Source organism: Streptomyces sp. NPDC002853 (assembly GCF_053591915.1).
This window is the reverse complement of record NZ_JBSFUS010000012.1, coordinates 301275-327639: the sequence shown is the minus strand read 5'-3', so window position 1 is coordinate 327639 and position 26365 is coordinate 301275. Positions and strand designations below refer to the sequence as shown.

21 protein-coding genes and 1 pseudogene are annotated in these 26365 nt (G+C 71.3%); 12 read left to right on the top strand and 10 right to left on the bottom strand.

The genetic code is table 11. The features are described 5' to 3' along the window. Window positions 1–168 precede the first annotated feature (168 nt). From ACWD02_RS32095 to ACWD02_RS32060, 8 genes and pseudogenes are all read left to right on the top strand, one after another. Window positions 169–399, top strand: a pseudogene (locus ACWD02_RS32095) (SCO5717 family growth-regulating ATPase); the annotation flags it as partial. Window positions 400–645: 246 nt separating this feature from the next. Next, window positions 646–4044, top strand: coding sequence for a nucleotide-binding protein (locus ACWD02_RS32090; protein ID WP_451216832.1), 3399 nt, complete (start codon window positions 646–648; stop codon window positions 4042–4044). Between the two features lie 495 nt (window positions 4045–4539). Beyond that, window positions 4540–6441 (top strand): ABC transporter substrate-binding protein, encoded by a 1902-nt coding sequence (locus ACWD02_RS32085; RefSeq protein ID WP_451216710.1) that lies wholly within the window; start codon window positions 4540–4542, stop codon window positions 6439–6441. A 3-nt stretch (window positions 6442–6444) separates the two neighbouring features. Next, window positions 6445–7527: an ABC transporter permease gene (locus ACWD02_RS32080; RefSeq protein ID WP_451216707.1), complete on the top strand. Its 1083-nt coding sequence runs from the start codon at window positions 6445–6447 to the stop codon at window positions 7525–7527. Further along, window positions 7524–8468 carry an ABC transporter permease gene (locus ACWD02_RS32075; protein WP_451216705.1) on the top strand — a complete coding sequence of 315 codons (945 nt, stop codon included), beginning with the start codon at window positions 7524–7526 and terminating at the stop codon, window positions 8466–8468. The genes ACWD02_RS32080 and ACWD02_RS32075 overlap by 4 nt, the downstream gene beginning before the upstream one ends. Continuing rightward, window positions 8465–9520, top strand: coding sequence for an ABC transporter ATP-binding protein (locus ACWD02_RS32070; protein WP_451216702.1), 1056 nt, complete (start codon window positions 8465–8467; stop codon window positions 9518–9520). Before ACWD02_RS32075 ends, ACWD02_RS32070 begins: the two co-directional genes overlap by 4 nt. A gap of 35 nt (window positions 9521–9555) precedes the next feature. Continuing rightward, entirely contained in the window at window positions 9556–10572 is a 1017-nt protein-coding gene (locus ACWD02_RS32065) for an ABC transporter ATP-binding protein (protein ID WP_451216830.1), read from the top strand. Window positions 10573–10787: 215 nt separating this feature from the next. Beyond that, on the top strand, window positions 10788–10985 hold the full coding sequence (locus ACWD02_RS32060) for a hypothetical protein (protein ID WP_451216699.1): 198 nt from the start codon (window positions 10788–10790) through the stop codon (window positions 10983–10985). Window positions 10986–11096: 111 nt separating this feature from the next. On the opposite strand, the gene ACWD02_RS32055 is transcribed toward ACWD02_RS32060, so the two are convergent. Then, window positions 11097–11321, bottom strand: a complete 225-nt coding sequence (locus ACWD02_RS32055) for a hypothetical protein (protein ID WP_451216835.1) — start codon at window positions 11319–11321, stop codon at window positions 11097–11099. 203 nt (window positions 11322–11524) lie between these two features. On the opposite strand from ACWD02_RS32055, the gene ACWD02_RS32050 reads away from it, so the two are divergent. Beyond that, entirely contained in the window at window positions 11525–11725 is a 201-nt protein-coding gene (locus tag ACWD02_RS32050; RefSeq protein WP_451216697.1) for a hypothetical protein, read from the top strand. 32 nt (window positions 11726–11757) lie between these two features. On the opposite strand, the gene ACWD02_RS32045 is transcribed toward ACWD02_RS32050, so the two are convergent. The 9 genes from ACWD02_RS32045 to rimP form a co-directional block, all read right to left on the bottom strand. Beyond that, window positions 11758–12705, bottom strand: coding sequence for a bifunctional riboflavin kinase/FAD synthetase (locus ACWD02_RS32045; protein ID WP_363212634.1), 948 nt, complete (start codon window positions 12703–12705; stop codon window positions 11758–11760). 115 nt (window positions 12706–12820) lie between these two features. Beyond that, entirely contained in the window at window positions 12821–16654 is a 3834-nt protein-coding gene (locus ACWD02_RS32040) for a serine protease (RefSeq protein ID WP_451216694.1), read from the bottom strand. Window positions 16655–16948: 294 nt separating this feature from the next. Further along, window positions 16949–17857 carry a tRNA pseudouridine(55) synthase TruB gene (gene truB / locus ACWD02_RS32035; protein WP_451216691.1) on the bottom strand — a complete coding sequence of 303 codons (909 nt, stop codon included), beginning with the start codon at window positions 17855–17857 and terminating at the stop codon, window positions 16949–16951. Continuing rightward, the gene (rbfA, locus tag ACWD02_RS32030; protein WP_363212631.1) at window positions 17854–18324 is read right to left on the bottom strand and encodes a 30S ribosome-binding factor RbfA; all 471 of its coding nucleotides are present in this window, start codon (window positions 18322–18324) and stop codon (window positions 17854–17856) included. Before rbfA ends, truB begins: the two co-directional genes overlap by 4 nt. A 32-nt stretch (window positions 18325–18356) precedes the next feature. Next, window positions 18357–18650: a DUF503 domain-containing protein gene (locus tag ACWD02_RS32025; protein ID WP_451216688.1), complete on the bottom strand. Its 294-nt coding sequence runs from the start codon at window positions 18648–18650 to the stop codon at window positions 18357–18359. Between the two features lie 139 nt (window positions 18651–18789). Continuing rightward, entirely contained in the window at window positions 18790–21960 is a 3171-nt protein-coding gene (gene infB, locus ACWD02_RS32020) for a translation initiation factor IF-2 (protein WP_451216685.1), read from the bottom strand. Window positions 21961–22105: 145 nt separating this feature from the next. After that, window positions 22106–22396 (bottom strand): YlxR family protein, encoded by a 291-nt coding sequence (locus tag ACWD02_RS32015; protein WP_351165619.1) that lies wholly within the window; start codon window positions 22394–22396, stop codon window positions 22106–22108. 67 nt (window positions 22397–22463) lie between these two features. Beyond that, on the bottom strand, window positions 22464–23462 hold the full coding sequence (gene nusA / locus ACWD02_RS32010; protein WP_451216682.1) for a transcription termination factor NusA: 999 nt from the start codon (window positions 23460–23462) through the stop codon (window positions 22464–22466). Window positions 23463–23464: 2 nt separating this feature from the next. Beyond that, window positions 23465–23965, bottom strand: a complete 501-nt coding sequence (rimP, locus tag ACWD02_RS32005) for a ribosome maturation factor RimP (RefSeq protein ID WP_451216679.1) — start codon at window positions 23963–23965, stop codon at window positions 23465–23467. Between the two features lie 240 nt (window positions 23966–24205). Between rimP and ACWD02_RS32000 the strand changes: the two genes are divergently transcribed. Genes ACWD02_RS32000 through ACWD02_RS31990 form a run of 3 tightly spaced genes read left to right on the top strand, consistent with a single transcriptional unit; the run spans window position 24206 to window position 26124 of the window. Next, entirely contained in the window at window positions 24206–24748 is a 543-nt protein-coding gene (locus ACWD02_RS32000; protein WP_451216677.1) for a hypothetical protein, read from the top strand. Next, window positions 24745–25203: a ferritin-like domain-containing protein gene (locus tag ACWD02_RS31995; protein WP_451216674.1), complete on the top strand. Its 459-nt coding sequence runs from the start codon at window positions 24745–24747 to the stop codon at window positions 25201–25203. The genes ACWD02_RS32000 and ACWD02_RS31995 overlap by 4 nt, the downstream gene beginning before the upstream one ends. A gap of 27 nt (window positions 25204–25230) precedes the next feature. Next, a complete protein-coding gene (locus ACWD02_RS31990; RefSeq protein ID WP_451216671.1) occupies window positions 25231–26124 on the top strand; it encodes an aminoglycoside phosphotransferase family protein in 894 nt (297 codons plus the stop codon). The last annotated feature ends 241 nt before the right edge of the window (window positions 26125–26365 follow it).

Here is a 26365-nt window from a genome sequence, read left to right as displayed (position 1 = left end):
ATATTTGGAGCTTGTTGGTTGATTTGTCCGTCGGCGTTTCGGATACGGGGATCGCTCCTGTGGGGAGCGTGATGGAAAGGACAGGATTCGGGGGGTGGGCTGCCCTGCCGTGCTGGTGCTTTTGGTGATTAGGCTGGTACTGGACGCGTCGCCAGAACCCGGGAGTGGGTGGTGTGCGTCCACCACGGGGAGAGCCATGGCGGATCGGACGACAGAAACGGTCGCCCTCCCACCACGGCACGATGGTGCTCGACCACATCAGGAGGCATTGTGAACAGCGATCGGGACGAGATCCGCGGGGGCTGGGATTCACCCGTCGATGATCAGTCCGACGCGGAGTCCGCTGCCGAGACGACGGGCGAGTTCACCATCGACTACGCCCCTCCTGCCTGGTATACGCAGAATGCGTCCGGCAGCGCGGGGGAGACTCCTTCGGCGTCAGCTTCCGCTGCGCCTGCCTCGGATGACTCGCCTGCGTCGCCGTCGGGGTCCGCGGCTGCGTCTGCCTCTGCGGCTACACCTGCATCTGCGGCTGCGTCAGCGTCTGCGGTTTCTGAGGAGCCTGTTCTTCCTCCCGTTGCTCCTGAGCCTCCGGCTCCGCTGTCTCCTCCTGTTGCGCCGCCCTCCGTTGTGCCGAAGCTGCCTGTGGGTGGGGGGTTCCAGCCGCGGGCTGATTGGTCTGCGCCGGTCGCTCCGGCTCCGGCTCCGGCTCCCGCTGAGTCTTCGGACTCTGGTGCGCCTGAGAGTGGTTCGCCCTCTGGGGGTGCTGCTGACTGGAGTGGTGCCGTTGCTGGTGTTGCCTCCTCCGTGCATGTGACTGGTGTTGTGCCCAAGCCTGAGGTTGCGCCCGAGGAGGCGGAGCCTGAGGCGGAGATCGGTCGCGATGGCGATGGCGATGGCGATGGATACGGCGATGATGCTGTTGCGGAGCTTCAGGTGGAGCCTGCTTCTGCGCCCTCTCCTGTGGTCGAGCCTCTTGCCGACAGCAGTGGTGATCTTGAGAGTGGCGCCACCATGCGGTTCTCCTCCGCCGCCCTGAAGCGGGAGATCGAGGAGCGGGCCGCCGCGGAGGCTCCGGGGAATGACTCCGCCGGTGAGCCTGTGGCCGGGGCCGGGGCCGGGGCCGGGGCCGGGGCCGGGGCCGGGGAAGCTGATGACGACGAGGTTGGCGCTGGCTCGTCTCTCGGCCTTGGCATCGATGACTATGACGCTGACGATGCTGAGGCTGATGCTGAGGCCGAGGCCGAGGTCGAGGTCGAGGTCGATGAAGTGGGAGGTGACGAGCGTCGTAGTGGGGGTTTCTCGGGTGACAGCGATTCCGCCGCCGCGGACTTGAGTGGCAGCCGTGCCTTCGGGGAGGTCGGGGCGGACAGCGAGGTCGGCGCCTCCGACGACGCGGGAGATGCCGAGGACGAGGTCCGTGACGCCGTTCCTCACGACGTCGCTCCGAACGACGCCGTTCCTCAGGACGCCGCGCCTGTCGCGCCCGTCGATGAGGTGCAGGACTCCGTGCCGCCCTCCTGGACTCCGCCGCCCGCACCGAACGGTGGGCTTCCGCCGCTGCCGCCCGCCTTCCAGCCCGCCGCGCCTACCTCTGCGCCGCAGTGGCCCGAGCCCTCCCAGGCCGTGACGCCTCCCGCGGAGCCGGCGCCGGCCGCCGAGCCCGTACAGGCTCAGCCTCAGCCGCAGGCGCCGCAGCAGGTCGCTCCCGCCCCCGCGCAGCCGCAGGCCCCGCAGCCTGCGCCCCCGGCCTGGCCCTCGCCCACCGGGCCCGTGGCTCCCTCGCCGGTCGCCGATGCGCCGGTTCCGCCGCCGAGTGGGTACGGGTTCCCGCAGTCCGCTGCGCCTGCTCCTACGCCTGCTCCCGTGACGCCGACTCCGGCTCCGGCTCCGCCTGTTGGGTACGGGTTCCCGCAGGCCGGGACTCCGGCGCCTGCCCCCGCTCCGGCTCCCGTGGCTCCGGCACCGGCACCGGCACCGGCACCGGCTCCCGAAGCGGCCGCTCCGCCAGCCCCGTACGGGTTCCCGCAGGCCGGTGCGCCTGCTTCTGACCCCGCTCCGGCCCCCGCTCCCGTGACGCCGACCCCGCCTCCGGCCCCCGCTCCCGAAGCAGCCGCCCCGCCCGCCGGGTACGGGTTCCCCCAAGCCGGGGCTCCGGCGTCCGGCCCCGTTGCGCCTTCTCAGCAGGGTAGTTACGGGTTCCCGCAGCAGGGGGGAGCTCCCGTACCGCCGAGTGGATATGGGTTCCCCCAGCAGGGGGCGCCCGCCCCTGGTGATCCCAACTCCCCCGCCCCGCAGGGCAGTTACGGGTTCCCTCAGCCGCCCGCGCCCGCGCCTCAGGCCCAGCAGCCGCTTCCGCCCGCCGTTGCGCAGCAGCAGCCGGCGCCGCAGGCCATGCCGCAGCAGTCGGCCCCCGTACAGCCGCAGCCTCAGCAGCAGCCGCTTCCGGCCCAGCAGCAGCCCCAGGCTCAGCCGCAGCCCCAAGCCCAGCCCCCGGCCCAGGCTCAGCCGCAACCGCCCGTCGATCCCCGTACCGGCGCCGCCTGGCCGCAGGCCGTGCAGCATGATCAGCGTGAGCGGACCAACCCCGGCGCGCCCCTCGGTTACACCGCTGCCGTCGAGTTGTCCTCCGACCGGCTGCTGCGCAACACCAAGCCGAAGGCCAAGAGCAGTCGGCCCGCCGCCGGTGGGTCGCGGTTCAAGCTCGGCGGCAAGAAGGAAGAGGCCGAGCGGCAGCGGAAGTTGGAGCTGATCCGGACTCCGGTGCTGTCCTGCTACCGCATCGCCGTCATCAGTCTGAAGGGCGGTGTCGGCAAGACCACGACCACCACCGCGCTCGGCTCGACGCTTGCCACCGAGCGGCAGGACAAGATCCTTGCCATCGACGCCAACCCCGACGCCGGTACGCTCGGGCGTCGCGTGCGCCGCGAGACCGGGGCCACCATCCGTGACCTCGTGCAGGCGATCCCGTACCTCAACTCGTACATGGACATCCGGCGCTTCACCTCGCAGGCCGCGTCCGGGCTCGAGATCATCGCCAATGACGTCGACCCGGCCGTGTCGACGACCTTCAACGACGAGGATTACCGGCGCGCGATCGATGTGCTCGGAAAGCAGTACCCGATCATCCTGACCGACTCGGGTACGGGGCTGCTGTACAGCGCCATGCGAGGGGTCCTCGACCTTGCCGATCAGCTGATCATCATCTCTACGCCGTCCGTGGACGGTGCGAGCAGTGCGTCGACGACCTTGGACTGGTTGTCGGCCCATGGGTACGCCGATCTCGTCTCGCGGTCGATCACCGTCATCTCCGGAGTGCGTGAGACCGGGAAGATGATCAAGGTCGACGACATCGTGTCGCACTTCGAGACGCGGTGCCGGGGAGTTGTCGTCATCCCCTTCGACGAGCATCTCGCCGCCGGTGCCGAAGTTGACCTCGACATGATGCGGCCGAAGGTGCGGGAGGCGTACTTCAATCTCTCCGCGATGGTCGCGGAGGATTTCGTGCGGGCTCAGCAGCAGCAGGGGCTCTGGACTTCCGACGGGAATCCGCCGCCGGTGGTGGCTCCGCCCCTGCCTGGGCAGGGGGGTTACCCCGGGCAGGCTCCGGGGCCTGGCCAGCCGCAGCCGCAGCCGCAGCCGCAGCCGTACGGTGGGCAGGCGCCGCAGCCCGGGCAGGCCCCGTACCCCGGGCAGGCGCCTCAGCCCGGGCAGGTACCCCAGCAGCCGTACGCTCCCCAGCCTCACCCGCAGCAGCCTCAGCCCGGTGGGCAGCCCTATCCGCAGCAGCCGGGGGCGGGTGCTCCGCAGGGGTGGCAGAACGCTGCGCCTCCGCAGTCGCCTGCGGCGCCGGGGCCGGGGCAGCCGTTCCAGGCGCCTGCACCTGCGCCTGCACCTGCACCTGCACCTGCGCCTGCGCCTGCGCCTCAGGGGCAGCCTCAGCCGGGGCAGGCGCCTCCGCCCGCTCAGCCTGGGCAGCCGTTCCAGCCCGGGGCTCCGTATCAGCCGCCGCAGCCTCCCGCGCCGGAGGCGCCGCAGCAGTAGCCTTCGCCTCCGCCGATCTCAACTGGGCCCGCACCGAACCCTGGTGCGGGCCCAGCCCGTTATCCCGGCGCCCCCCAGTTCCACTGACGAACAGACTTTCCCGCCCACCCACCCGATCACCCCGCAGCCTGACCCAAGCACCGAAGGGACCAGGGCGGGGAGGCGGGGAGGCGGGCCACCGGGACGGCATGGGGGCAGCGCCGAAGATGCACCAAGGGGGCGAAGGCAGTCGCCCGCGCGCCCCAAACCGCACCAGTACCCGGCGACTCCCCCACCTGCCCCTCCCCCCACCGTCACCCCCCGACCAGCCACGCTTCACAGGTCTTGACCAATGCGGATGAAAAACGGGTCAACTCGTTATTTCCGCAGGCCACATGGGGTTCACCTGCCGTTGACTGACGCAGACTGGCGCTGGTAGACACACACATCAACCAGCTGGCGTTCCTTGATCAACTAGCCATCTCTGCGCGAGCGATGACGCGAGGTCACCGACCCATGGACACACAAGATCAGCACGACAGAGCACGGTCTCACCCCACCACCAAGGCGCCCCCGGAGTCTCCCCCGAAGGCACCCGCACGCCTGCGCCTCCTCCTGGCGGCCGGCGCGGGAGCCCTCGCCCTGACCGCGGGTCTTGCCTCTCCGCTCAACCCGGCGCCCCAGCAGGCCGAGGCCAAGGCGGACGGCAAGGAGACCCTTACCGTCGCGGTGGCCCAGAGCGTCGACTCGCTGAGCCCCTTCCTCGCCCAGCGGCTGCTGAGCACCAGCATTCACCGCCTGACGTACGAGTACCTGACGAACTACGACGCCAAGGACAACCACGCGATCCCGGGCTTCGCCACCAAGTGGGAACCCTCCGCGGACAAGCTGACCTGGACGTACACCATCCGGGACGACTCCAAGTGGTCGGACGGCAAGAAGGCCACCGCCGAGGACGCGGCCTGGACGTTCAACAAGGTGATGTCCAAGGAGGGCACCGCCACGTCGAACTCCAACTTCGTCACCAACTTCAAGAAGGTGACGGCCCCCAGCCCCACCAAGCTGGTCATCGAGCTGAAGAAGCCGCAGGCGACCATGGCCGCCCTCGATGTGCCGATCGTCCCCAAGCACGTCTGGGAGAAGGTCGACGACATCTCGAAGTTCAACAACGACAAGGACTTCCCTGTCGTCGGCAACGGCCCCTTCATCCTCACGGACTACAAGACCGACCAGTACGTGAAGCTGAAGGCCAACAAGGACTTCTGGCGCGGTGCGCCCAAGTTCGACGAGCTGGTCTTCAAGACGTACAAGGACCAGGACGCGGCCGTCGCGGCGCTCAAGAAGGGCGAGGTCTCCTTCGTGGCCGGCCAGCCCGCGCTCACGCCCGCCCAGGCCGCCGAGCTCAAGGGCACCGAGAACGTCAAGGTCAACGAAGGGCCGGGCCGGCGCTTCTTCGCGATCGCCACCAACCCCGGCGCCAAGACCCGCGACGGCAAGAAGTTCGGTGACGGCCATCCGGCGCTCCTGGACAAAAAGGTGCGCCAGGCGCTCTTCCTCTCCGTGGACCGTGAGGCGCTGGTCGACAAGGTCTTCCAGGGGCAGGCCGTCGAGGGCGAGGGTTACATTCCGCCCCGCTTCTCCGAGTACGCCTGGAAGCCCTCCGCCGACCAGAAGCTGTCGTACGACCCCAAGAAGGCGGCCCAGCTCCTCGACGACGCGGGCTACAAGAAGAACGGCGACGGCCAGCGCGTCGGCAAGGACGGGAAGCCGCTCGACTTCCGCATCCTGTGCCACGCCACCGACCCGAACGACAAGGCCGTGGGGAAGTATCTGAAGGAGTGGTGGGGGGACCTTGGCATCGGGCTCAAGGTCAACTGCCTCGATGACGTGTCCGTGCCCTGGTACGCGGGTGAGTACGATCTCGCGTTCGACGGCTGGTCGGTCAACCCCGACCCGGACTTCGTCCTCGGCATCCACTCCTGCGCCGCGCTGCCGGAGAAGGCCAAGGAGAGCGCCGCGACCGACAACTTCATCTGCGACAAGAAGTTCGACGACCTCTACAACAAGCAGCTGGCGGAGTACGACCCGGCCAAGCGCGCGGAGACCGTCAAGGAGATGCAGTCCTGGCTCTACGACTCCGGGTACATGAACATCCTGGCGTACCCGAACGCCGTCGAGGCCTACCGCACCGACCAGATCAAGTCCATTACCACCATGCCGACGGCCGCGGGCAACATCTACGGTCAGGACGGTTACTGGTCCTGGTGGTCAGCGGAGCCCGCGGATGGGAAGAGTTCCTCCAAGGATGGAAGCTCGACCGGTGTCATCATCGGTATCGCCGCCGCCGCGGTGGTGCTCGTCGGCGGTGGAGTCCTGTTCGCCCTGCGCCGCCGTTCGACCGCAGAGGACCGCGAGTAACGCATGACCGCTGACAGCAATCCCGCACTGCTCGACACCGAGGGCGCCGCGCTGACCGACGATCCGGCTTTCGCCGGGCCGTCGGCCCGCGGCCCCCGGGCCCGCAACACCCGCGCCTATCTCCAGTACGTGGCGGGCAAGCTGGGCGGCGCCGCCGTCTCGCTGTTCGCCGTCCTCGTCACCAGTTTCTTCTTGTTCCGGCTCATCCCGGGCGACCCGGTGAAGCAGATGACGGGCGGCAAGCGCGTATCGGCCGAACAGCTGGACGCGATGCGCAAGGAGTTCGGCCTCGACCAGCCGGTCATGACGCAGTTCCTCGACTACTGCGGCAACGCGCTGACCGGCGACTTCGGCACCTCCTACCAGTTCCACGCCCCGGTGATGGACAAGATCACCGAAGCGCTGCCCGCGACGCTCCTGCTCACCGGGACCGCGTTCGTGCTCTACACCCTCATCGGCATCTGGCTCGGCACCCGAACGGCCTGGCGCAACGGCGGGCTCGGAGACCGGGTCCACACCGGTCTGGCGCTCACCCTCTACTCCGTGCCGTCCTTCTGGCTCGGGCTGCTGCTCATCATCACGTTCTCGGTCGGCGCCGGTCCGATCCCCGGGCTCTTTCCGACCGGCGGGCTCGAATCGGGCGGCGAGACGGGCATCGCGTACGTCCTGGACGTCGCGCACCACTTGGTGCTCCCCGTCATCACACTGGTGGCCGTGGGGTACGCGCAGACGCTCCTCGTCATGCGCTCCTCGCTCCTCGACGAGATGGGCAGCGACTATCTGACCACCGCACGCGCCAAAGGGCTGCGGGACGACCTCGTACGCCGTCGTCATGCCGTGCCGAACGCGATGCTGCCCACCGTCACGCTGATGTTCGTGAACCTCGGCACGGTGGTGGCGGGCGCGATCCTCGTCGAGACCGTCTTCTCCTGGCCGGGGCTCGGCGGCCTCTTCTACGCCGCGCTCAGCGTGCCCGACCTGCCCCTCGTCCAGGGTCTGTTCTTCGTGTTCGCCGCCGCGGTGATCCTGATGAACACCCTGGCCGACGTGATCTATCCGCTGCTCGACCCGAGGGTGGGCCGATGACGACCGAAGCCACAAAGACAGAGGGTCCGGAGGTCGAGGTCCCGGTCGCGAAGAGCCCCCGGGCGCTCGCCTGGACCCGCAGGCGGCACTCCGCCGCCCGCTTCTGGCGCGAGTACCGCACCCACCGGGCAGGGCTCTTCGGCCTCGCCGCGCTCGTCGTCATCGCACTCATCGCCGTCTTCGCGCCGCTTCTGGTGGGCTCGGACGCGCAGAGCGTGACCGACGCGCCGGGCAAGCCGATGGAGTCGCCGAGCGGCGAATTCCCTCTCGGCACCGACCAGTTCGGGCGTGATCTGCTCGGTCTCCTCGTGTGGGGCGCGCGGATCTCGCTCACCGTCGGGCTGCTGGCCGCCGTGCTTTCGGTGGCGATCGGCACGGTCGTGGGGATCACCGCGGGGCACTTCAAGGGCTGGTACTCCACCGTCATCATGCGGATCACCGACTGGTTCCTGGTGATGCCGACGCTGGTGCTCGCCATCGCGCTGGCCTCGGTGATGTCCAAGTCCATCTGGACGATCATCCTGGCGATCGGCGTGACCACCTGGCCGACGACCGCGCGGCTCGTCCGTGCGCAGACCCTGGCCGTGGAGTCACGCCCGTACATCGAACGCGCGCAGGCGCTCGGCGGCGGTCACGGCCACGTCATGGGCCGGCACGTCCTGCCCAACGTGATGCCGCTGGTGCTCGCGCAGACCACCCTCGTCATCTCGAACGCCATCCTGACCGAGGCCACGCTCGCCTTCCTCGGCCTCGGCGACCCGACCGTCGTCTCCTGGGGCGGGCTGCTCCAGGACGCGCGCGAGGCGGGCGCGGTCAGCGCGGGCGACTGGTGGTATCTCGCACCGCCCGGACTCGCCATCGCCGTCGTGGCCCTCGCGTTCACGCTGTGCGGACGCGCCGTGGAGTCCGTGCTCAACCCCAGGCTGGGGGTCTCCCGTTGAGTGATTCCAGCAAGGTGACGGAGACCGAAGTGACGGAACAGCGCACTGAACAGCGCCTGCTCGACGTAAGAAATCTCGAGGTGACGTACGCGTCCGGGGCGGCCGCCGTGCGCGGCGTGAACCTCTCGGTCGACGCGGGCCAGAAGCTCGGTGTCGCCGGCGAGTCCGGCTGCGGCAAGTCCACGCTGGCGCTCGCGCTGCTGCGGCTGCTGCCCGCCGGGACCAAGGTGACCGGTGAGGTCCTGCTCGACGGCGAGGATGTTCTCACCATGAAGTGGGGCCAGGTCCGCGCGGTCCGCTGGGCGGGCGCGTCGATCGTCTTCCAGGGCGCGATGCATTCGCTCAACGCGGTGCACCGCATCGGCGACCAGATCGCCGAGCCGATCCTGCTGCACAAAAAGGCGACGCAGGCCGGGGCCAGGAAGAAGGCCGGGGAGCTGCTCGAACAGGTGGGTCTGCCGGCCGCCCGCGCGGAGGCGTATCCGCACGAGCTTTCGGGCGGGCAGCGGCAGCGCGTGATGATCGCGATGGCGCTGGCCTGCGATCCGCGCCTGATCATCGCCGATGAGCCGACGACGGCCCTGGACGTGATGATCCAGGCTCAGATCCTGCGTCTGATCGAACAGCTGGTGGCCGAGCAGGACCTGGGCCTGATCATGATCAGCCATGACCTCGCGGTGCTGTCCGACACCTGCGACCGGCTCGCGGTGATGTACGCGGGCCGCGTCGTCGAGGAGGGCCCGGCCTCCGAGGTCTACGAGAACGCGCAGCATCCGTACGGCAGGGCCCTCTCGGCGGCCTTCCCGCGCATCGGCGACACGGCGTCCCGCTTCGCGCCGCGCGGCCTGCCGGGCGACCCGCCGGACCCGTCCCTGCTCCCCACGGGCTGTACGTTCCACCCGCGCTGCGCCGTCGCCCTGGACACCTGCACCACGGAGGACCAGGCACTGCGGGACGCGGGCCCCCGGCACCGCGCGGCGTGCGTGCACGCGGGCGCGCAGCTTCCGGCGCAGCCGACATCCCCGCCGGCGGCGGCGGAGCGCACGCCGTGAGCCCCGACAGATCACGCACCGAGGAGCAGCGCCGCATGACCACCGACGACACCCTGCTGTCCGCTGATCCGCTACTGTCGGCGGGCGACCTGCACATCACGTTCCCCGGCCGCCGCGGCGCACCGCCCGCACGTGCCGTGGACGGCGTCGATCTCGACATCAAGCCGGGCGAGATCGTGGCTCTGGTCGGCGAGTCGGGCTGCGGCAAGACGACGCTCGCCCGTTCGCTGCTGGGCCTGGTGGCACCCACGTCCGGCAAGGTCACCTTCGGCGGCAAGCCGCTCGACTACTCGGGCCGCGCGCTGAAGGCGTACCGCAAACGCGTCCAGCTCGTGCTCCAGGACCCGAGCGGTTCCCTGAATCCCCGGCACACGGTGTACGAGGCCGTGGTGGAGGGCCTGCGCATCCACGGGTACGGCGGCGACGAGCAGGCGGCGGTCGCCGACGCCCTCTCCCGGGCCGGACTCCGGCCGCCCGAGAGGTTCTTCCTGCGCTATCCGCACGAGCTGTCGGGCGGCCAGCGTCAGCGTGTCGTCATCGCGGGCGCGCTGGTCCTGGAGCCCGAGCTGATCGTCGCGGACGAGCCGGTCGCCTCGCTCGACGCGTCCGTACGGGGCGAGATCCTCGCTCTGCTGTTGCGTCTGCGCGAGGAGCTGGGGCTCTCCGCCCTGGTGGTGACGCACGACCTGGGTCTGGCGTGGAACATCGCCGACCGTGTCGCGGTGATGTATCTGGGGCGGATCGTCGAGACGGGGACGGTGGAGGAGGTCCTGACCTCGCCTCAGCATCCGTACACCCAAGCCCTGTTGTCGGTCCTGCCGGAGGGTCCGGGTGACCCGGTGGTCCTCACCGGTGAGCCGCCGGACCCGTCGCGCGTGCCGGGTGGCTGCCGCTTCCACGCGCGCTGCCAGGTGCTCGCCTCGGGTGAGGCGGAGCGGGCGGGCGTGGCGGACCGCTGCCGCACGGAGGATCTCCCGGTGCTCGCGGGCGGCGGCGAGACGCAGGTGGCGTGTCATTGGGCGGCGGTCAACGTCGGCGCGTCCGGCGTCTGAGCGGGGCGCGCGGCGGACGGCGCGCGGCCGAACGGCGTGCCGCGAGATGCGCGCGGCGGAACCCGCGGTGAGAGCGAGGGTCCGTGGTGACGGATCGTTACCTCTTCCACGTACGGGTGACGCGGGGCCTATCGGGTGCGGGCACTGGGGAGTCACAGAGAGGTCCGGTTCAGACACGGACCGTAGTCAACTCCACTTCAGTGAAGGAGCTTTCCATGCGCCGTACAGCCGCCGTCATCCTCGGGGCCGTCGCTCTGCTGGGGGCCGTCGCCACGCCCGCCGGCGCCGTCCCGGACCCCGTGGGGACCGTCGACTGCGTGACGCAGGCGGCCGGTGACGTCACCTCGCTGGTCGATCCGGCCAGCCCCGCCCTCCCCTCCGAGGTGCCGGGCGTGGCGTGCCTCGCACCGTAGTCCCGGCGCCCTTGGCGTGCTGACCTGAACTCGCCTGCGTCGTCACGTACTTGCGCGGCCACCCGGGACCCGCGCAAGTACGGTGCGATCACCCACGGTCAGCACACCGGGTCAGTCCCACCTGTAGCCGTCACCGAAGTTGAGGACGTGTTCGAGCACGTCCTCCAGCGGGTCGTCGATCTGCCCGGTGCTGATCAGCGCGACCCGGGGGGCGTTGTGCGAGTCCTTGTGCGTCTCGTCCGCGTGGGCCGCGCCGGAGCACAGGGCGGACGGCACTGCCGCCATCGCCGCGACCAGCAACCACCGGGACGTCTTCTGCACCCAACTGCTGTTCACAGCAGCCTCCTTGGCCCGTGCGTGTGCGGGCCGCCGGTCGCGTCCCACTCACCGTGGCTAACCCCGTAAGGACCAGGAAGTCACCGACGATCATACGAACGGGTCGTCGGACGCCGGGTGCCTGCTGCCCGACCACCAGAAAGAACCACCGGAAAAACACCGGAAAGAACCCTCGGCAAGAACCTGAAGAAAGCAGAGAGCGCATGCGTCGTCTCCGCGTTTGGACCGTCACCCTGCTCGCCGCCCTGGCCGTGTCCGTCACCGTGATCGCCACCCCGGTCTCGGCGGCGGAGCATGCGCCGGTCAACCCCCCACCGCTGCCGCACGTCGAGTCCCTGGTCACCGAAGGGGTCACCGTGGAAGGTCCGCTGGTCAACAGCGTGGCCCTCCCCCACCTCCTGTAGGCGCGAGGGGCAGGACAGGAAACCTACGGCGCCTACTCGGCGGCCTCGATCAGCTCGCGCGACTTCTTCACGTCATCCGCGATGGCGACGAGCAGCGAGTCGATCGAGTCGAACTTCGCCTGCCCGCGCACGAAGGCGAGGAAGTCCACGGCCACGTGCAGCCCGTACAGATCGAGGCCGACGCGGTCGATCGCGTACGCCTCGACGGTCCGCTCCGTCCCGTCGAACTGCGGGTTCGTCCCGACGGAGATCGCCGCGGGCATCGCCTCGCCCTGGGCGTGCAGCCACCCCGCGTAGACGCCGTCGGCGGGGATGGCGGTGTGCGGCAGCGTCTCCACGTTGGCGGTGGGGAAGCCCAGTTCACGCCCACGCTGCGCGCCCCGGACGACGACGCCCTCGACGCGGTGCGGGCGGCCGAGGATCTCCGCCGCGCCGCGCACGTCGCCCTCGGCGACCAGGCGCCGGGTGAGGGTGGAGGAGAAGGGCTCGCCGCCTCCGGCCTCACCGCTCACGAACAGGTCGATGACATCGACCTCGTAGTCGTACGTGGCGCCGAGCTCGGTCAGGAAGGCGACATTGCCCGCGGCCTTGTGGCCGAAGCGGAAGTTGGGGCCCTCGACGACCAGGCGCGCGTGCAGCTTGTCGACCAGCACCTTCACGACGAAGTCGGCCGGCGACAGCTTCGAGAACTCCGAGGTGAACGGCAGGATCAGGAGCGCGTCCACGCCGAGCTCCGCCATGAGTTCGGCGCGCCGGTGGTGCGGGGCGAGCAGCGGCGGGTGGCTGCCGGGGCGCACGACCTCGGAGGGGTGCGGGTCGAAGGTGACGACCACGGCGGGCACGCCGAGATCACGGGCGCGCTCCACCGCGCGGCCGATGATCAGCTGGTGCCCGCGGTGTACGCCGTCGTAGGAACCGATGGTGACGACGCTGCGCCCCCAGTCCTGGGGGATGTCCTCCAAGCCACGCCAGCGCTGCACTGTCTTTGCTCCTCGCCGAACCTGTGTATGTGTGTGTACGTCCCATTGCCGATTGCGCAGGTCTAAGACTGCCATGCCCGCGCCATCCGGATCGCATCGGAGGGGGTGGCGGGGGTCACGCCGGGACACGCACTCCGGCGAGGTTCTCGATCATGCGGCGGGAGCTGGGACCGACGAGGGCGGACCAGTCCTGCGGGGCCTCGCAGATCCACCGGGCGACCAGTGTGGAGAAGCCCGGCACGGAGCGGGCAAGCTCGACCAGGCGCCGGTCGAAGCAGGTCGCGCCTTCCGGCGTGCGGACGAGGAGTCCGCCGGTGCGGTGCACCAGCTCGCGGACCCTTTCCTTGTCGTCGCCGACCGCCACCGCGCAGAGCACCGCGTCCAGGACCTCGGGCTCGCGCTCCTGGATGAGCAGCACCTCGAGGAGTTCGGTGCGCAGGGCGTGCGACGCGTCGGTTCCGGGGGCGGCGACGACTGTGGCGAGCGCGGCGCGGACCGCGGGCGGGCGGTTGCGCAGGAGCTCCGTCACCAGCGGGAGAAGGACGGCACGGACGCCGGTCCCCTGCTCGAACCGCAGGTCGAGGTAGGCGGCCACGTGGCCCGCGAGGTCGGGGCGCAGCTCCAGCACGTCGCGTACGAGATCGGCCACCCGCCGGGCGAGCGCGGGCGCGGTCACGTCGGCCAGGGCGCGCAGTACGTCGCCCGGGGCGGGGCCCGGGCCGTACAGCCGGGTGCGGAAGGCGGCGAGCACCTGCTCCGGGTGGGTGTCGAGGGCGGCGACGAGCGCGCTCGCGGGCAGCTGCGGGTCACCGCCGGTGAAGCGCTTCAGGGCGGGCCGCAGGTGGCGGGCGCGGGTCTGCGGGTCGCGTACGAGGAGGGCGAGGGCGGCGCCGTGCAGGGAGTCGTCGGCGGTGCGGGCGAGCAGGGCGAAGGCCGCGTACCGCAGGAGCCTGCGGTCGGCGTCCGTGCTCGCGTGCGGGGCGGCGCGCAGGCCGTAGGCGACGGCAGCGACCTGGCGGGCGGGGCGCGTGTCGTGGACCCAGCGGTCGACGGCCCGGCAGATGGCCGACGGCTCCTCCTCCGCGAGCGCGGCGAGGAGTTCGTCGGCGCGGGGGTGGGCGCAGTCGACCAGGATTTCCGTGAGGTCGTCGATGGCGCGGTGACGGTGGGTGTGGAGCAGGGCCTGCGCGGCGGATGCGACGGTGGCGTGCGGGGTGGCCGCGAGGGGACGCTCGTCGGTGAACCAGCGGGTCAGCTGTGGCTGCACCTCCGCGGGTGCGGTGGCCAGGAGCTCGGCCACCGCGTCGAGGCTGCGGGCCTGCGGGGTGCCGGGCGGGGGGTCGTGGATCACCGCGTCCCGCAGCAGGTCGAAGCGGTCGTCCTCGGTGAGGGGCAGGCCGAGCCAGAACTCCGCGGGGTACGTGCCCTGCCGGGCGAGGTCCCTGAGGAGCGTCAGGTAGGGCTTCGCGTCGGCCACCCGGGAGAGGGTCTCCTCCAGCAGGCGCCTGGCCCACCACAGTGCGTCCTCCTGGCCCCTGGCCTCGGCCCCTTCCCCCTCACCCGGCGGTCGGCCCTTGGCCTCGGCTCCTTCACCACCCCCACCCGGCGGACAGCCCTTGGCCTCCGGCCCGGCCCCACCCTCACCCGGCACACATCCCCTGGCCCCCGGCCCTGCTCCAACCTCACCCGGCACACAGCCCTTGACCTCCGGCCCGCCTCCACCCTCACCCGGCGCACAGCCCCTGGCCCCCGGCCCGGCCCCACCCTCACCCGGCGCACGGACCCTGGCCCCCGGCCCGGCTCCAACCTCACCCGGCGCACCGCTCCAGGCCCCCGACCCGCCTCCACCCTCACCCGGCGGACGGCCCTTGGCCTCCGGCCCGCCTCCACCCTCACCCGGCGCACGGACCCTGGCCCCCGGCCCGCCCCCAACCTCACCCGGCACACAGCCCTTAGCCCCCGGCCCGCCCCCAACCTCACCCGGCACACAGCCTTCCGCCGCTGCGCGGTGTGCTTCCCGCCCACCCGACCGATTGCGCCGAACCTCCGCCAACTCCCCCAACCGCGCCCCCAGTTCCCCCGGGCCCCGCTGCCGTCCCAAGAGCAGCAGCGCCTGTACCACGGGGCCGATCCGGTGTCTGGGGACCGGCAGGGACGGGGGTGTCGGGCCGTGTTTGTGGACCAGGGACCACAGTGCTCCGTCCACGTCCAAGTGCATCCCCTGGATCCAGTCCGCGAGCTCCTCGTGCGCGAAGCGGTAACCGTCACCGGCAGGGACGAGCAGCCCCTCCGTGAGAACCGCGGAGGCCCACCCCGTGCCCCACGGGAACACCTCCTCGAACGACGCCCGGTCCAGCTCCCCCTGCCCCGGCCCCAGGCACCGCCGCGCGGCCTCGTGCACCTGGCCGGACACCTTCGCCGCGAGGCGCCGTACAGCAGCGCCGCGCAGTCCGTTCGCCGCCGCGAGCCGCACCGCCACGCGCAGGCACAGCACGTCCAGATAGGCCTCGAAGATCGCGTCCCGGTCGGGGCGGCCCGGCGGCGGCTCATCCGGCAGAGCCGCCCGCACCTCGGCGAGCAACCGCAGGGCGAGGGGATGGCGCGCGTCGGCCGCGGCGAGCGCTCCGTCCGGGATGCCGTACCGCGCACGGGCGATCCGCGCCTGCCGCTCCGGCAGGTCCCCCAGGTGCACGCGTCCCGGCGACAGCTCCCCGGGAAAGTACTCCCCTGCCTGCTCCCAGTACTCCGCCCGGCAGCCCACCACGAGCCGCGCGCCCGTCTCCCGCAGCCAATCGGCCGTCCCGCTGCTCCACTGTGCGAGGCGGTGCGCGAGGGCCGGCGGCATCTCCTCGGGGCCGTCGAGCAACAGCAGCAGCGCCCGGCCCTCGTCCCGGACGAGCCGCGCGACCCGCCCCGCGGAGATGTCCCCGAGCCCGCCGTCCGCGTCGGCGGGCGCGTCCTCCGCCGCGTTCGAGGCTTCCAGGATCCGGCCGGCCCGTTCCAGCGCCCGCTCCACCGCGTCGCCCACGCCGGTGTCCGTGCCCTGCAGATCGGCGCCGCGCAGCCACAGCGTGGGGGCCGGTTCGGCGCCTCGCGCACGGCTCGCGGCGAGGGCGGCGAGTTCCGTCGTGCGGCCCGTGCCGGGGTCGCCGACCAGGCCGAGCACCTGCGCGGGCCCCGAGGCGAATCGGGCCAACTCCTTTGTCGTGTCCGGGCGTTCCACCGGTTCGAGGAGGGCGGGGCGCGGGCCGTCGGAGCCCACCGATGTCGCCGCCAGGTGCAGCGCGCCCGCCAGGTTCAGATCGCAGCCGTACGCGGGGACGGTCGCCGCGTTGCGTGCCAGGAGCTCGGCGAGCGGACCGTCCGGGTCGGCGGCGGCCGCCTCCCGCAGCGGCACGGCGAATCCCGCCGCGCGGTGCTCGCCGTGCAGCGCGGTGCCGAGGACGGCGAGCACGGCACCGGAGGAGGCGTCGACGACCGGTCCACCGGCCGCCCCGCCGCCGAGCCGCAGCGCGTCCGCGCCGTCCGTGCCGATCGCCAGCCCCATCGCGGCGTCGAGGAGATGGAAGCAGTCCGTCGCCGTGTAGGTGACGGAGGCCGGTCCCAGGACCCGCGCCTCGCGCGGGCCACGCGCGACGATACGTACATAGGAGCCGACGGGGACGCTCTCGCGGACCGTGACGGGCAGGGGTCGCAGACCGAGCCCCTCGGTGCGGACGAGGGCCAGATCGGCTTCGGGCAGGGCCACCACGGCATCGGCGGCCACCACGCAGACACGTTCCCCCGCCGCGTGCAGCACGAGCCGTGCGAGGCCGTCGACGGCTTCATGGCTGGTGATCACGGTGCCGTGGTCGTCGGCGGCGAAGCCCATCCCCCGCGGGCGCCCGGCCAGATCACAGATCCGCACGAGGGCACCGTCGAGCACCGTCGGGTCGCTCTGTCCCGCCATGCCCGAACCTCCCGCGACGCCCCGTCCCTCTCGACGGTAGGTCGGCGGTGATCAGCGGGACAGAACGCCTCGCGAACGCGCCCCCTTCCGCTCCCTCGTTTCACTCCGAGCGCCTGCCCAAAGGGGTGAATCGGCGGGGCGCGGTGGATACACCTTGGGTGGGGGGATTCGCCGTGGAGCGGCGCGCGGCCACGCGCACAGCTGCCGCCGCTCCACGGCGGAAGAATCCCGTACGTGAGATGTCCCGTACGGGAGATGCCTCGTGCGGAAGATGCCTCGTACGGGAGACGTGCTTCAGGCGAAGACGGCTAGGCTCTTGGCCTTGCCCTTCAGCTCCTCGGCCAGGACCAGGAAGCGGCCCTCCGGATCGAAGACCGCGACGGCGCCGACCCCGGCGTACTCCCCCGGCATCTCGATCCGTACGCCGTTGAGCAGCAGCTTCGCCCGTCGCTCGTCCACGTCCCAGCGCGGGAACGCGGCAGCGGCGGCGTCGGCCACCGGCATCACCGTCAGCTCCTCCTGGAGCTGGTCGATGGTCTTGGCCGCGTCCAGCTTGTACGGCCCGACGCGGGTGCGCCGCAGTGCCGTCAGATGACCGCCGACCCCGAGGTCCGCGCCCAGGTCACGGGCGAGGGCCCGGATGTACGTCCCCGACGAGCAGACGACGGAGACGACCAGGTCGAGGACGGGGGTGCCGTCATCGGCGACGGCGTCCCTGACGTCGTACACCGTGAACGCGGAGATCTTCACCGGCCTGGCCGGGATCTCGAAGTCCTCGCCCTCGCGTGCCCGCGCGTACGACCGCTTGCCGTCGATCTTGATGGCGCTGACCTTCGACGGCACCTGCATGATGTCGCCGGAGAGCTTGGCGATGCCCGCGTCGATGGCGTCGCGCTTGATCCCCGAGGCGTCGGCCGACGAGGTGAGCTCACCTTCGGCGTCGTCCGTGAGCGTGTTCTGGCCCAGCCGGATCGTGCCGAGGTACTCCTTCTCCGTCAGCGCGAGGTGGCCGAGGAGCTTGGTCGCCCGCTCCACCCCGAGGACGAGAACGCCCGTCGCCATGGGGTCGAGGGTGCCCGCGTGGCCGACGCGGCGGGTCTTGGCGATCCCGCGCATCTTGGCGACCACGTCATGCGAAGTGAAGCCGGACGGCTTGTCGACGATGACAAGGCCGTCCGGCGTCTTGTTGCTGGTGCTGCTCATGCGCGGGCGTCGCCGTCCGTTTCTTCTGCGTCGTCGGCGGACTCGTCCTCCGGCTTGCGGTACGGGTCGGCCCCGCCGGCGAACTCGGCGCCCGCGGAAACCTCGCGCACCTTCTCGTCCGACATCCGGGCCCGGTCGAGGAGGTCCTCGATGGCCCTTGCGTTGTCCGGCAGCGCGTCCGCCACGAAGGCGAGGCTGGGGGTGAACTTCACGCCCGCCGCCTGGCCCACCGCGGAACGGAGGACGCCCTTGGCGCTCTCCAGACCGGCGGCCGCCGCCGCGCGGTCCTCGTCGTCCCCGTAGACCGTGTAGAAGACGGTCGCCTCCCGCAGGTCACCCGTGACCCGGGTGTCCGTGATGGTCACATGCGTACCGAGCCGCGGGTCCTTGATCCCGCGCTGCAGCTTCTGGGCAACCACCTCTCGGATGAGGTCCGCCAGCCTTTTCGCCCGCGCGTTGTCGGCCACTGCTCCGTCTCCTTCTTCGCCTTGCTGTGCAATCAGTCTTCGTCGCCGTGGAGCCTGCGTCGAACGGAGAGCAGCTCCACCTCCGGACGGGCGGCGACCAGGCGCTCGCACCGGTCCAGTACGTCGGTGAGGTGCCCCGTCTCCCCAGAGACCAGCGCCAGGCCGATCTCGGCCCTGCGATGGAGTTCCTGGTTCCCCGTCTCCGCCGCACTCACCGCGTACTTACGGATGAGTTCGGCGACGATCGGGCGGACGACGGAGCGTTTCTCCTTCAGCGAGCGAACGTCGCCGAGGAGCAGATCGAAGGACAGTGTCCCCACATACATGTGTGTCCGGATGTCCCGCCGGTTCGGGGTCGTGCCCCGCCAACCACTTGGCAGGGACACAAGAACCGTACACGGAACGGCCGGGGCCGATCGACGGGATTTACCTCCCCTCGACCGGCCCCGGTTCGAGCTGTCGTGATCAGCCTCGCGGCTTCTCGCGCATCTCGTACGTCGCGATGACGTCGTCGATCTTGATGTCGTTGAAGTTGCCGAGGTTGATACCGCCCTCGAACCCTTCGCGGATCTCGGTGACGTCGTCCTTGAAGCGGCGCAGACCGGAGATGTTGAGGCTCTCCGCGATGACCTTGCCGTCGCGGATGAGGCGCGCCTTGGTGTTGCGCTTGACCTCGCCCGACCGGACAAGAACACCGGCGATGTTGCCCAGCTTGGACGAGCGGAAGATCTCGCGGATCTCCGCCGTGCCGAGCTCGACCTCTTCGTACTCCGGCTTGAGCATGCCCTTGAGGGCCGCTTCGATCTCTTCGATCGCCTGGTAGATGACCGAGTAGTACCGGACGTCCACGCCTTCGCGATCGGCCATCTGGGCGGCACGACCGGCCGCACGGACGTTGAAGCCGATCACGATCGCGTCGGAGCCGGTCGCCAGGTCGATGTCCGACTCGGTGACCGCACCCACGCCGCGGTGCAGGACACGGATGTCGACCTCTTCGCCGACGTCGAGCTGGAGCAGCGAGGACTCGAGAGCCTCCACCGAACCGGACGCGTCGCCCTTGATGATGAGGTTGAGTTCCTGCACCAGACCGGCCTTGAGGGCCTCGTCCAGGTTCTCCAGGGAGAACCGAACACCCTTGCGGGCGAAGCGGACGTTGCGCTCACGGGCGGCACGCTTCTCGGCGATCTGACGGGCCGTACGGTCCTCGTCGACGACCAGGAAGTTGTCGCCGGCACCCGGGACGTTGGTGAGACCGAGGACGAGGACCGGAGTCGAGGGACCCGCCTCCGTCACGTTCTCGCCCTTGTCGTCGAGCATCGCGCGGACTCGGCCGTACGCGTCGCCGACGACCATCGTGTCGCCGACGCGGAGGGTACCGCGCTGGACGAGGACGGTCGCGACGGCGCCGCGGCCCTTGTCCAGGTGGGACTCGATCGCAATGCCCTGCGCGTCCTGCTCCGGGTTGGCCCGCAGGTCGAGCGAGGCGTCCGCGGTCAGGACCACGGCCTCCAGGAGGGACTCGATGTTCAGTCCCTGCTTGGCGGAGATGTCGACGAACATCGTGTCGCCGCCGTACTCCTCGGCCACCAGACCGAACTCGGTCAGCTGACCGCGCACCTTGGTCGGGTCGGCACCCTCGACGTCGATCTTGTTGACCGCGACCACGATCGGCACGTCGGCCGCCTTGGCGTGGTTCAGCGCCTCGATCGTCTGCGGCATCACACCGTCGTTCGCCGCGACCACGAGGATCGCGATGTCGGTGGACTTCGCACCACGGGCACGCATGGCGGTGAACGCCTCGTGACCGGGGGTGTCGATGAAGGTGATCTTGCGGTCTTCGCCGTTGACCTCGGAAGAGACCTGGTACGCACCGATGTGCTGCGTGATGCCGCCGGCCTCGCCCGCAATGACGTTCGTCTTGCGGATCGCGTCCAGCAGGCGGGTCTTACCGTGGTCGACGTGACCCATGACGGTGACGACGGGCGGACGCGCCATGAGCGCTTCCTCGCCACCCTCGTCCTCGCCGAACTCGATGTCGAAGGACTCGAGCAGCTCGCGGTCCTCCTCCTCGGGGCTGACGATCTCGAGGACGAAGTTCATCTCGTCCGCGAGGAGCTTCAGCGTCTCGTCCGGCACGGACTGCGTGGCCGTGACCATCTCGCCGAGGTTCATCATCACGCCGACGAGCGACGCCGGGTTGGCGTTGATCTTCTCGGCGAAGTCGGTCAGCGAGGCACCACGGGACAGGCGAACCGCCTGGCCGTTGCCCCTCGGCAGCATGACGCCGCCGACCGACGGAGCCTGCATCGACTCGTACTCCTGGCGCCTCTGCCGCTTCGACTTGCGACCACGACGGGCGGGCCCGCCGGGACGGCCGAAGGCACCCTGCGTGCCACCACGGGCACCGGGACCACCGGGACGGCCACCGAAGCCGGGACGGCCACCGCCGCCACCGGGACGACCGGCGAAACCGCCGCCACCGCCACCGGGACCACCGGGACGACCGGCGAAGCCGCCGCCACCGCCACCGGGACCACCGGGACGGCCCGCGAAGCCGCCGCCACCGGGACGACCGCCACCGCCGCCGCCCGGACGACCGCCGCCGCCGGGACCACGGCCACCGCCGGGGCCACCGCCGGGACGCGGGCCCGCGGCGGGACGCTGCGGCATCATGCCCGGGTTCGGACGGTTACCGCCGCCACCGGGGGCGCCGCCGGGACGCGGGGCACCGCCCTGCGGGCGAGGCATGCCGCCGGGGCTGGGGCGAGCGCCGCCCTGACCCTGCGGACGAGGAGCACCCTGGCCGCCGCCCTGGCCCTGCGGGCGCGGGGCGCCGCCGGGACCGCCGGGGCCACCCTGGCCACCGGGACGCGGGGCGCCGCCCGGACGGGGCGCCTGCGGGCGCGCCATGCCGGTGGAGCCACCAGAGGTGAAGGGGTTGTTGCCCGGACGCGGTCCGGCCGGACGGCCACCGGGACGCGGAGCGCCACCCTGGCCGCCAGGTCCACCGGAGGGGCGTGCGCCACCCTGGCGGTCGTTGCGGTCGCCACGACCGCCCTGGCCCTGGCCCTGACCACCCTGGCCGGGGGCCGGACGGCCCGCGGGCTTGGGGGCACCCGGGCGAGCGCCCGGACGGGGGCCTGCCGGCGCCGAGGAGGCAGCCGGAGCAGCCGGCGGAGCGGTGAACTCCGGGGCGGCCGGAGCCGGGGTGACCGGCGCGGCGGGCGCGGCCGGGGCAGCCGGAGCTGCCGGCGCCGGCTTGGGCGTCGGCGGCTTCGGACCCGGGCGCGGGCCGGGAGCGGCCGGGGAGGCCGCGGGCTTGTCGGCCGCGGCGGCGGGCTTGGCCGCCGGCGGCTTGGGCGCGGCCGGACCCGGACGGGCGGCCTGCGCGGGAGAGGGTGCCGACGGCGTCGCCGGCTTGGGGGCGGCCTGCTTGCGCGGCGCCCCGGGCTTGGCGGCGGACTTGCCGTTGCCGCCACCCGTGTTCAATGCGTCAGTCAGTTTACGTACTACGGGCGCCTCGATCGTCGAGGACGCCGAACGTACGAATTCACCGAGTTCTTGGAGCTTGGCCATGACGACCTTGCTCTCTACGCCGAACTCCTTGGCGAGCTCGTATACCCGGACCTTAGCCACTTCGCTCCTTTTAGGTCCGGGTTACGCCGGACCGTCGCTACTTCATGGGCGTACTCATCGCGTGCTCATCGAGTGCTCATCGCAATCTCGACCTACTTCCAACTCGCGGAATACCAGGGTCGCGCGGGGTTCCGCGCGACCTTCCTTACGGTGTTGCCTGCTGGGCAACTGTCTCGACGACTCGGCGCAAGTCCGCCGTGTCGAGCGGGCCCGGGGCCCGGAAGGCCCTCGGGAACGCCCTGCGTCGGACCGCCAGGTCGAGACAGACCGGGACGGGGTGGATATACGCACCCCGGCCGGGCAGCGTACCGCTTGGATCGGGGGCGCAAGCGCCCTCTTTCGCCACGATGCGCAGCAGATCGCTCTTGGCCGCTCGCTCCCGGCACCCCACACAGGTGCGTTCAGGGCATGCGCGGGCTTGCGTCCGGCCAGACACGATTAAGTCTACCTCCCCGCACCGACCTCACCCCTTTGGGGCAAAAATCGAACGGTTGTTGTCTTGATCAAGACTCCTGGGAGTCCTGCGGCTGCTCGGTGTCCGGGCGGATGTCGATGCGCCAGCCCGTGAGCCGCGCGGCGAGGCGGGCGTTCTGGCCCTCCTTGCCGATCGCGAGGGACAGCTGGTAGTCGGGCACCGTGACCCGCGCGGAACGGGCCGCGAGGTCGACGATCTCCACCTTGCTGACCCGCGCCGGGGAGAGCGCGTGGGCGACCATCTCGCCGGGGTCGTCCGACCAGTCGACGATGTCGATCTTCTCGCCGTTGAGCTCGGCCATGACGTTGCGCACGCGCTGGCCCATGGGACCGATGCAGGCGCCCTTGGCGTTGAGGCCCTGACGGGTCGAGCGCACCGCGATCTTGGTCCGGTGTCCCGCCTCACGGGCGATGGCCGAGATCTCGACCGACCCGTCGGCGATCTCCGGCACCTCGAGCGCGAAGAGCTTCTTCACGAGGTTCGGGTGCGTACGGGACAGCGTGACCGAAGGACCACGGACGCCCTTGGCCACCCGGACGACGTACGAACGAAGGCGCAGGCCGTGGGAGTACTCCTCGCCCGGCACCTGCTCCTGCACCGGCAGGATGGCCTCGAGCTTGCCGATGTCGACGAGCACGTTCTTCGGGTCGCGGCCCTGCTGGACTACGCCCGTGACGATGTCGCCCTCACGGCCCGCGTACTCGCCGAGGGTCGCGTCGTCCTGGGCGTCGCGCAGACGCTGCAGGATGACCTGCTTGGCGGTCGTCGCCGCGATACGGCCGAAGTCGGACGGGGTGTCGTCGAACTCCTTGGCCTCCTGACCCTCTTCGAGGTCAGCAGGGTCCTCCGTCGCCCACACCGTCACGTGGCCGCTCTCGCGGTCCAGCTTCACGCGTGCGCGACGGAAGCTGCCGTCGGTGCGGTGGTAAGCGATGAGGAGGGCCGACTCGATCGCCTCGACCAGCAGGTCGAAGGAGATCTCCTTCTCCCGGACCAGACCCCGCAGGGCACTCATGTCGATGTCCACGGCTACGCCTCCTCTTCCTTCTTGTCCTTGCGGTTGAACTCGACCTCGACGCGCGCCTTGGCGATCTCGTCGAAGGTGAGCCTGCGGGCGGTGGGCTTGCGCCCCTTCACGCCCGGTACTTCAAGATCCATGCCTTCGTCGTCCACCTCGAGGATGCGGGCGATCAGCTCGTCGCCGCCCTCAGTGAGCTGGAACTTCGCCAGGCGGCCGACGGCGCGCAGATAGTGGCGGTGCTCCGTCAGCGGGCGCTCGGCGCCCGGGGAGCCGACTTCGAGGGTGTACTCCCCGTCGCCCATCGCGTCGCTCTCGTCGAGCTTCTCCGAGAGTTCGCGGCTGATCTCCGCGATCTGGTCCAGGTCCACGCCGTCGTCCGAGTCGACGACCACCCGCAGCACTCGCTTGCGTCCGACCGAGGCCACTTCGATCTCTTCGAGATCCAGTTCCTTCGAGCTGACGAGCGGTTCCAGCAGTTCTCGCAGCCTCTCGCTCTGGGTGGTGCTCATCCGGGTGACTCCTCGGCCGCGTGTGCTGTTGTGGGTTCGTCGCGTGTCAGGTCAAAGGGTATCCGGTCCCGAGGGGTGTTGCCGCCGCTGTCGGCCCGCTGTACGGCCGCCGTAGGACCGGCATCGAGCCGCTCACGCGTACGAGGGCAGGCCGCAGGTACGGTGATCACCGGGCTCACGCCCGGCTCGCCCACCTTCTGACTGCCTGCCTTTCTGGCCTTCCTGCCGAGGACGTCTGCCGTGCCGTCGTATCCCACCCCCTCGCACGCCCGCTCGGGGCCGCGCCGGAGGAGCCTGCTGACCGGGGCCGCAGGAGCGGCCGGGGCCGTGCTGCTCTCGGGCTGCTCGGACTCCGGATCCACGGACGCCGACGAGCGTCCTTCCGCCGCCGCGCGGCTGCGCGCGCGTGCCGCCCGGGACAGCGGTGAGCTGCTGGGACGGTACGACGCCGTCCTTGCCGCGCATCCCTCACTGGCCGGTCGCCTCGATCCGCTGCGGGCGGAGGTGAAGCGGCACGAGAAGGCGTTCGCCGAAGGGTCCGCGTCGCCGAGCCCCGCTGCCGCCTCCGGTTCGCCCTCGCCTTCCGCGGCGCCCTCCCGCAAGCCCTCCGTCCCCAAGGACGAGAAGGACGCCGTGCGCGAGCTGGCCAAGGCCGAGCGGGAGCTGGCGAAACGGCGCGGGAGCGACCTGCTCGACGCGCCGGCGGAACTGGCCAGGCTGCTCGCTTCGGTGGCGGCGTCCGGCGCCGCGCACGCGTATCTGCTGACGGAGGGCGACAAGTGAGCGATTCCAAGGACGAGTTGCGGGCGGTGCAAGCCGCGCTAGGTGCCGAGCACGCCGCCGTGTACGGGTTCGGGGTCGTCGGCGGCCGGATCGGCGAGGACCGCAGGGACGAGGCCCGCACGGCGTACGACGCGCATCGCGCCCGGCGTGACGAGCTGCAGCGCGCCGTGCGCGACCTGGGCGGCGAGCCGGAGCCCTCGGCGGCCGCCTACGCGCTGCCGTTCGCGGTGCCGGACTCCGCGGCCGCCGCGCGGCTCGCGACGGAGCTGGAGGAGCGGGTCGCGGGGGTCTACTCGGATCTCGTGCGGGCCACCACCGGCGCCCGGCGCGGGCACGCGGCCGAAGCGCTGCGGGAGGCGGCGGTCCGTGCGGCGCGGTGGCGCGGCGGGAGCGTAACCTTCCCTGGTCTCGCCGAGCGGGCCGCCACTCCTGGCTCCTCGGCACCCAAGGCCTGACCCGCTCCGGAAGGGAACACCTCGCGTATGGCTCTCGAACCGCCCCAGCGTCTGGTCACCGCACTCGGTGAGACGGCGCAGGACGGCGACGACTGGCTGGCGAAGCTGCCCGAGGCAGCCGAACAGGCCGTCGCTCTACGTGAGTTGACCGTCGAGCGGGTCCATGTGCCCGGTGGGCGCAGCAGTCTCGTCGTCATGGTGCGCCGCGCCGACGAGACGCCCGCGGTGCTGAAACTGGTGCCGCCGAGGTCGCGGCCCGAGAGCGAGCGGGCCGCACTGGCGCACTGGAACGGGCTCGGAGCCGTCCGGCTGCTCGACCCCTCCGCCGCGGACGGAGCCCTCCTGCTCGAACGGCTGCACCGCGATGTGTCGGTCCGTTCGCTGCCCGAGGCCAAGGCTCTCCTGGAGGCGGCGGGCACCCTGCGGCGGCTGTGGGTCGACCCGCCCACGGATCACCGTTTCGAGACGGTCGCCGAGCGGACGGGGCGGCAGGCCGACGCGATGCGGGCCGCTGCCGACGGGGAGGTGGCGCCGCTGGTGGACGCGGCGCTCTCCGCCAGGGAGGAGCTGCTCGCCGGGGGCGCGGAGGTGCGGCTGCTGCACGGGACGTTCCGGCAGAGCAAGGTGCTGCAGGGCGACCGGGTGCCGTGGCTGGCCGTGGGCCCCGACCCGGTGGTCGGGGAGCCCGCCTTCGACCTGGCGCGCCTCGTGCGCGACCGCGTCGAGGACCTGATCGCCTCTCCCTCGGGAGCGTCGATCACCCGCCGCCGTGTGAAGAAGCTGGCCGAGTCGCTGGATGTGGATCAGGAGCGGCTGCGGGGGTGGACCTTGTTCCGGGCCGTGGAGTCGGGCGTACGGGCCCGCCGTGTGGGGCGGGAGCAGGATGCGGAGTTGCTGTTGGAGTTCGCGGGGTGGCTGTAGGGGCAGGTTCTTTTTCCCCAACCCCGCCCCTTCCCGAAAACCCGCTCTGGCGCGGGGGCCTTGCGTGCCGTCATCGCCGGCTGCGCCGAGCTCGTCCTCAAACGCCGGACAGGCTGAAAATTCAGCCGCGGGGCAATCGGGTGGGCGGGCGGAAAAATAGCCCCTCCGGCGTTTGAGGAGCGGGGCCTGGGGCGGAGCCCCAGTTTCGGGAAGGGGTGGGATTGGGGAGAGCCCCGCAGGG

What these genes read in the sequence shown, in the direction of transcription:
- ACWD02_RS32075 (WP_451216705.1), top strand. Translation starts at nt 7,524, where the DNA reads ATGACGACCGAAGCCACAAAGACAGAGGGTCCGGAGGTCGAGGTCCCG.
- ACWD02_RS32040 (WP_451216694.1), bottom strand. Translation starts at nt 16,654, where the DNA reads ATGGCGGGACAGAGCGACCCGACGGTGCTCGACGGTGCCCTCGTGCGG.
- ACWD02_RS31990 (WP_451216671.1), top strand. Translation starts at nt 25,231, where the DNA reads ATGGCTCTCGAACCGCCCCAGCGTCTGGTCACCGCACTCGGTGAGACG.
- ACWD02_RS32050 (WP_451216697.1), top strand. Translation starts at nt 11,525, where the DNA reads ATGCGTCGTCTCCGCGTTTGGACCGTCACCCTGCTCGCCGCCCTGGCC.
- ACWD02_RS32065 (WP_451216830.1), top strand. Translation starts at nt 9,556, where the DNA reads ATGACCACCGACGACACCCTGCTGTCCGCTGATCCGCTACTGTCGGCG.
- ACWD02_RS32060 (WP_451216699.1), top strand. Translation starts at nt 10,788, where the DNA reads ATGCGCCGTACAGCCGCCGTCATCCTCGGGGCCGTCGCTCTGCTGGGG.
- rimP (WP_451216679.1), bottom strand. Translation starts at nt 23,965, where the DNA reads ATGAGCACCACCCAGAGCGAGAGGCTGCGAGAACTGCTGGAACCGCTC.
- ACWD02_RS32085 (WP_451216710.1), top strand. Translation starts at nt 4,540, where the DNA reads ATGGACACACAAGATCAGCACGACAGAGCACGGTCTCACCCCACCACC.
- ACWD02_RS32080 (WP_451216707.1), top strand. Translation starts at nt 6,445, where the DNA reads ATGACCGCTGACAGCAATCCCGCACTGCTCGACACCGAGGGCGCCGCG.
- ACWD02_RS32025 (WP_451216688.1), bottom strand. Translation starts at nt 18,650, where the DNA reads ATGTATGTGGGGACACTGTCCTTCGATCTGCTCCTCGGCGACGTTCGC.
- truB (WP_451216691.1), bottom strand. Translation starts at nt 17,857, where the DNA reads ATGAGCAGCACCAGCAACAAGACGCCGGACGGCCTTGTCATCGTCGAC.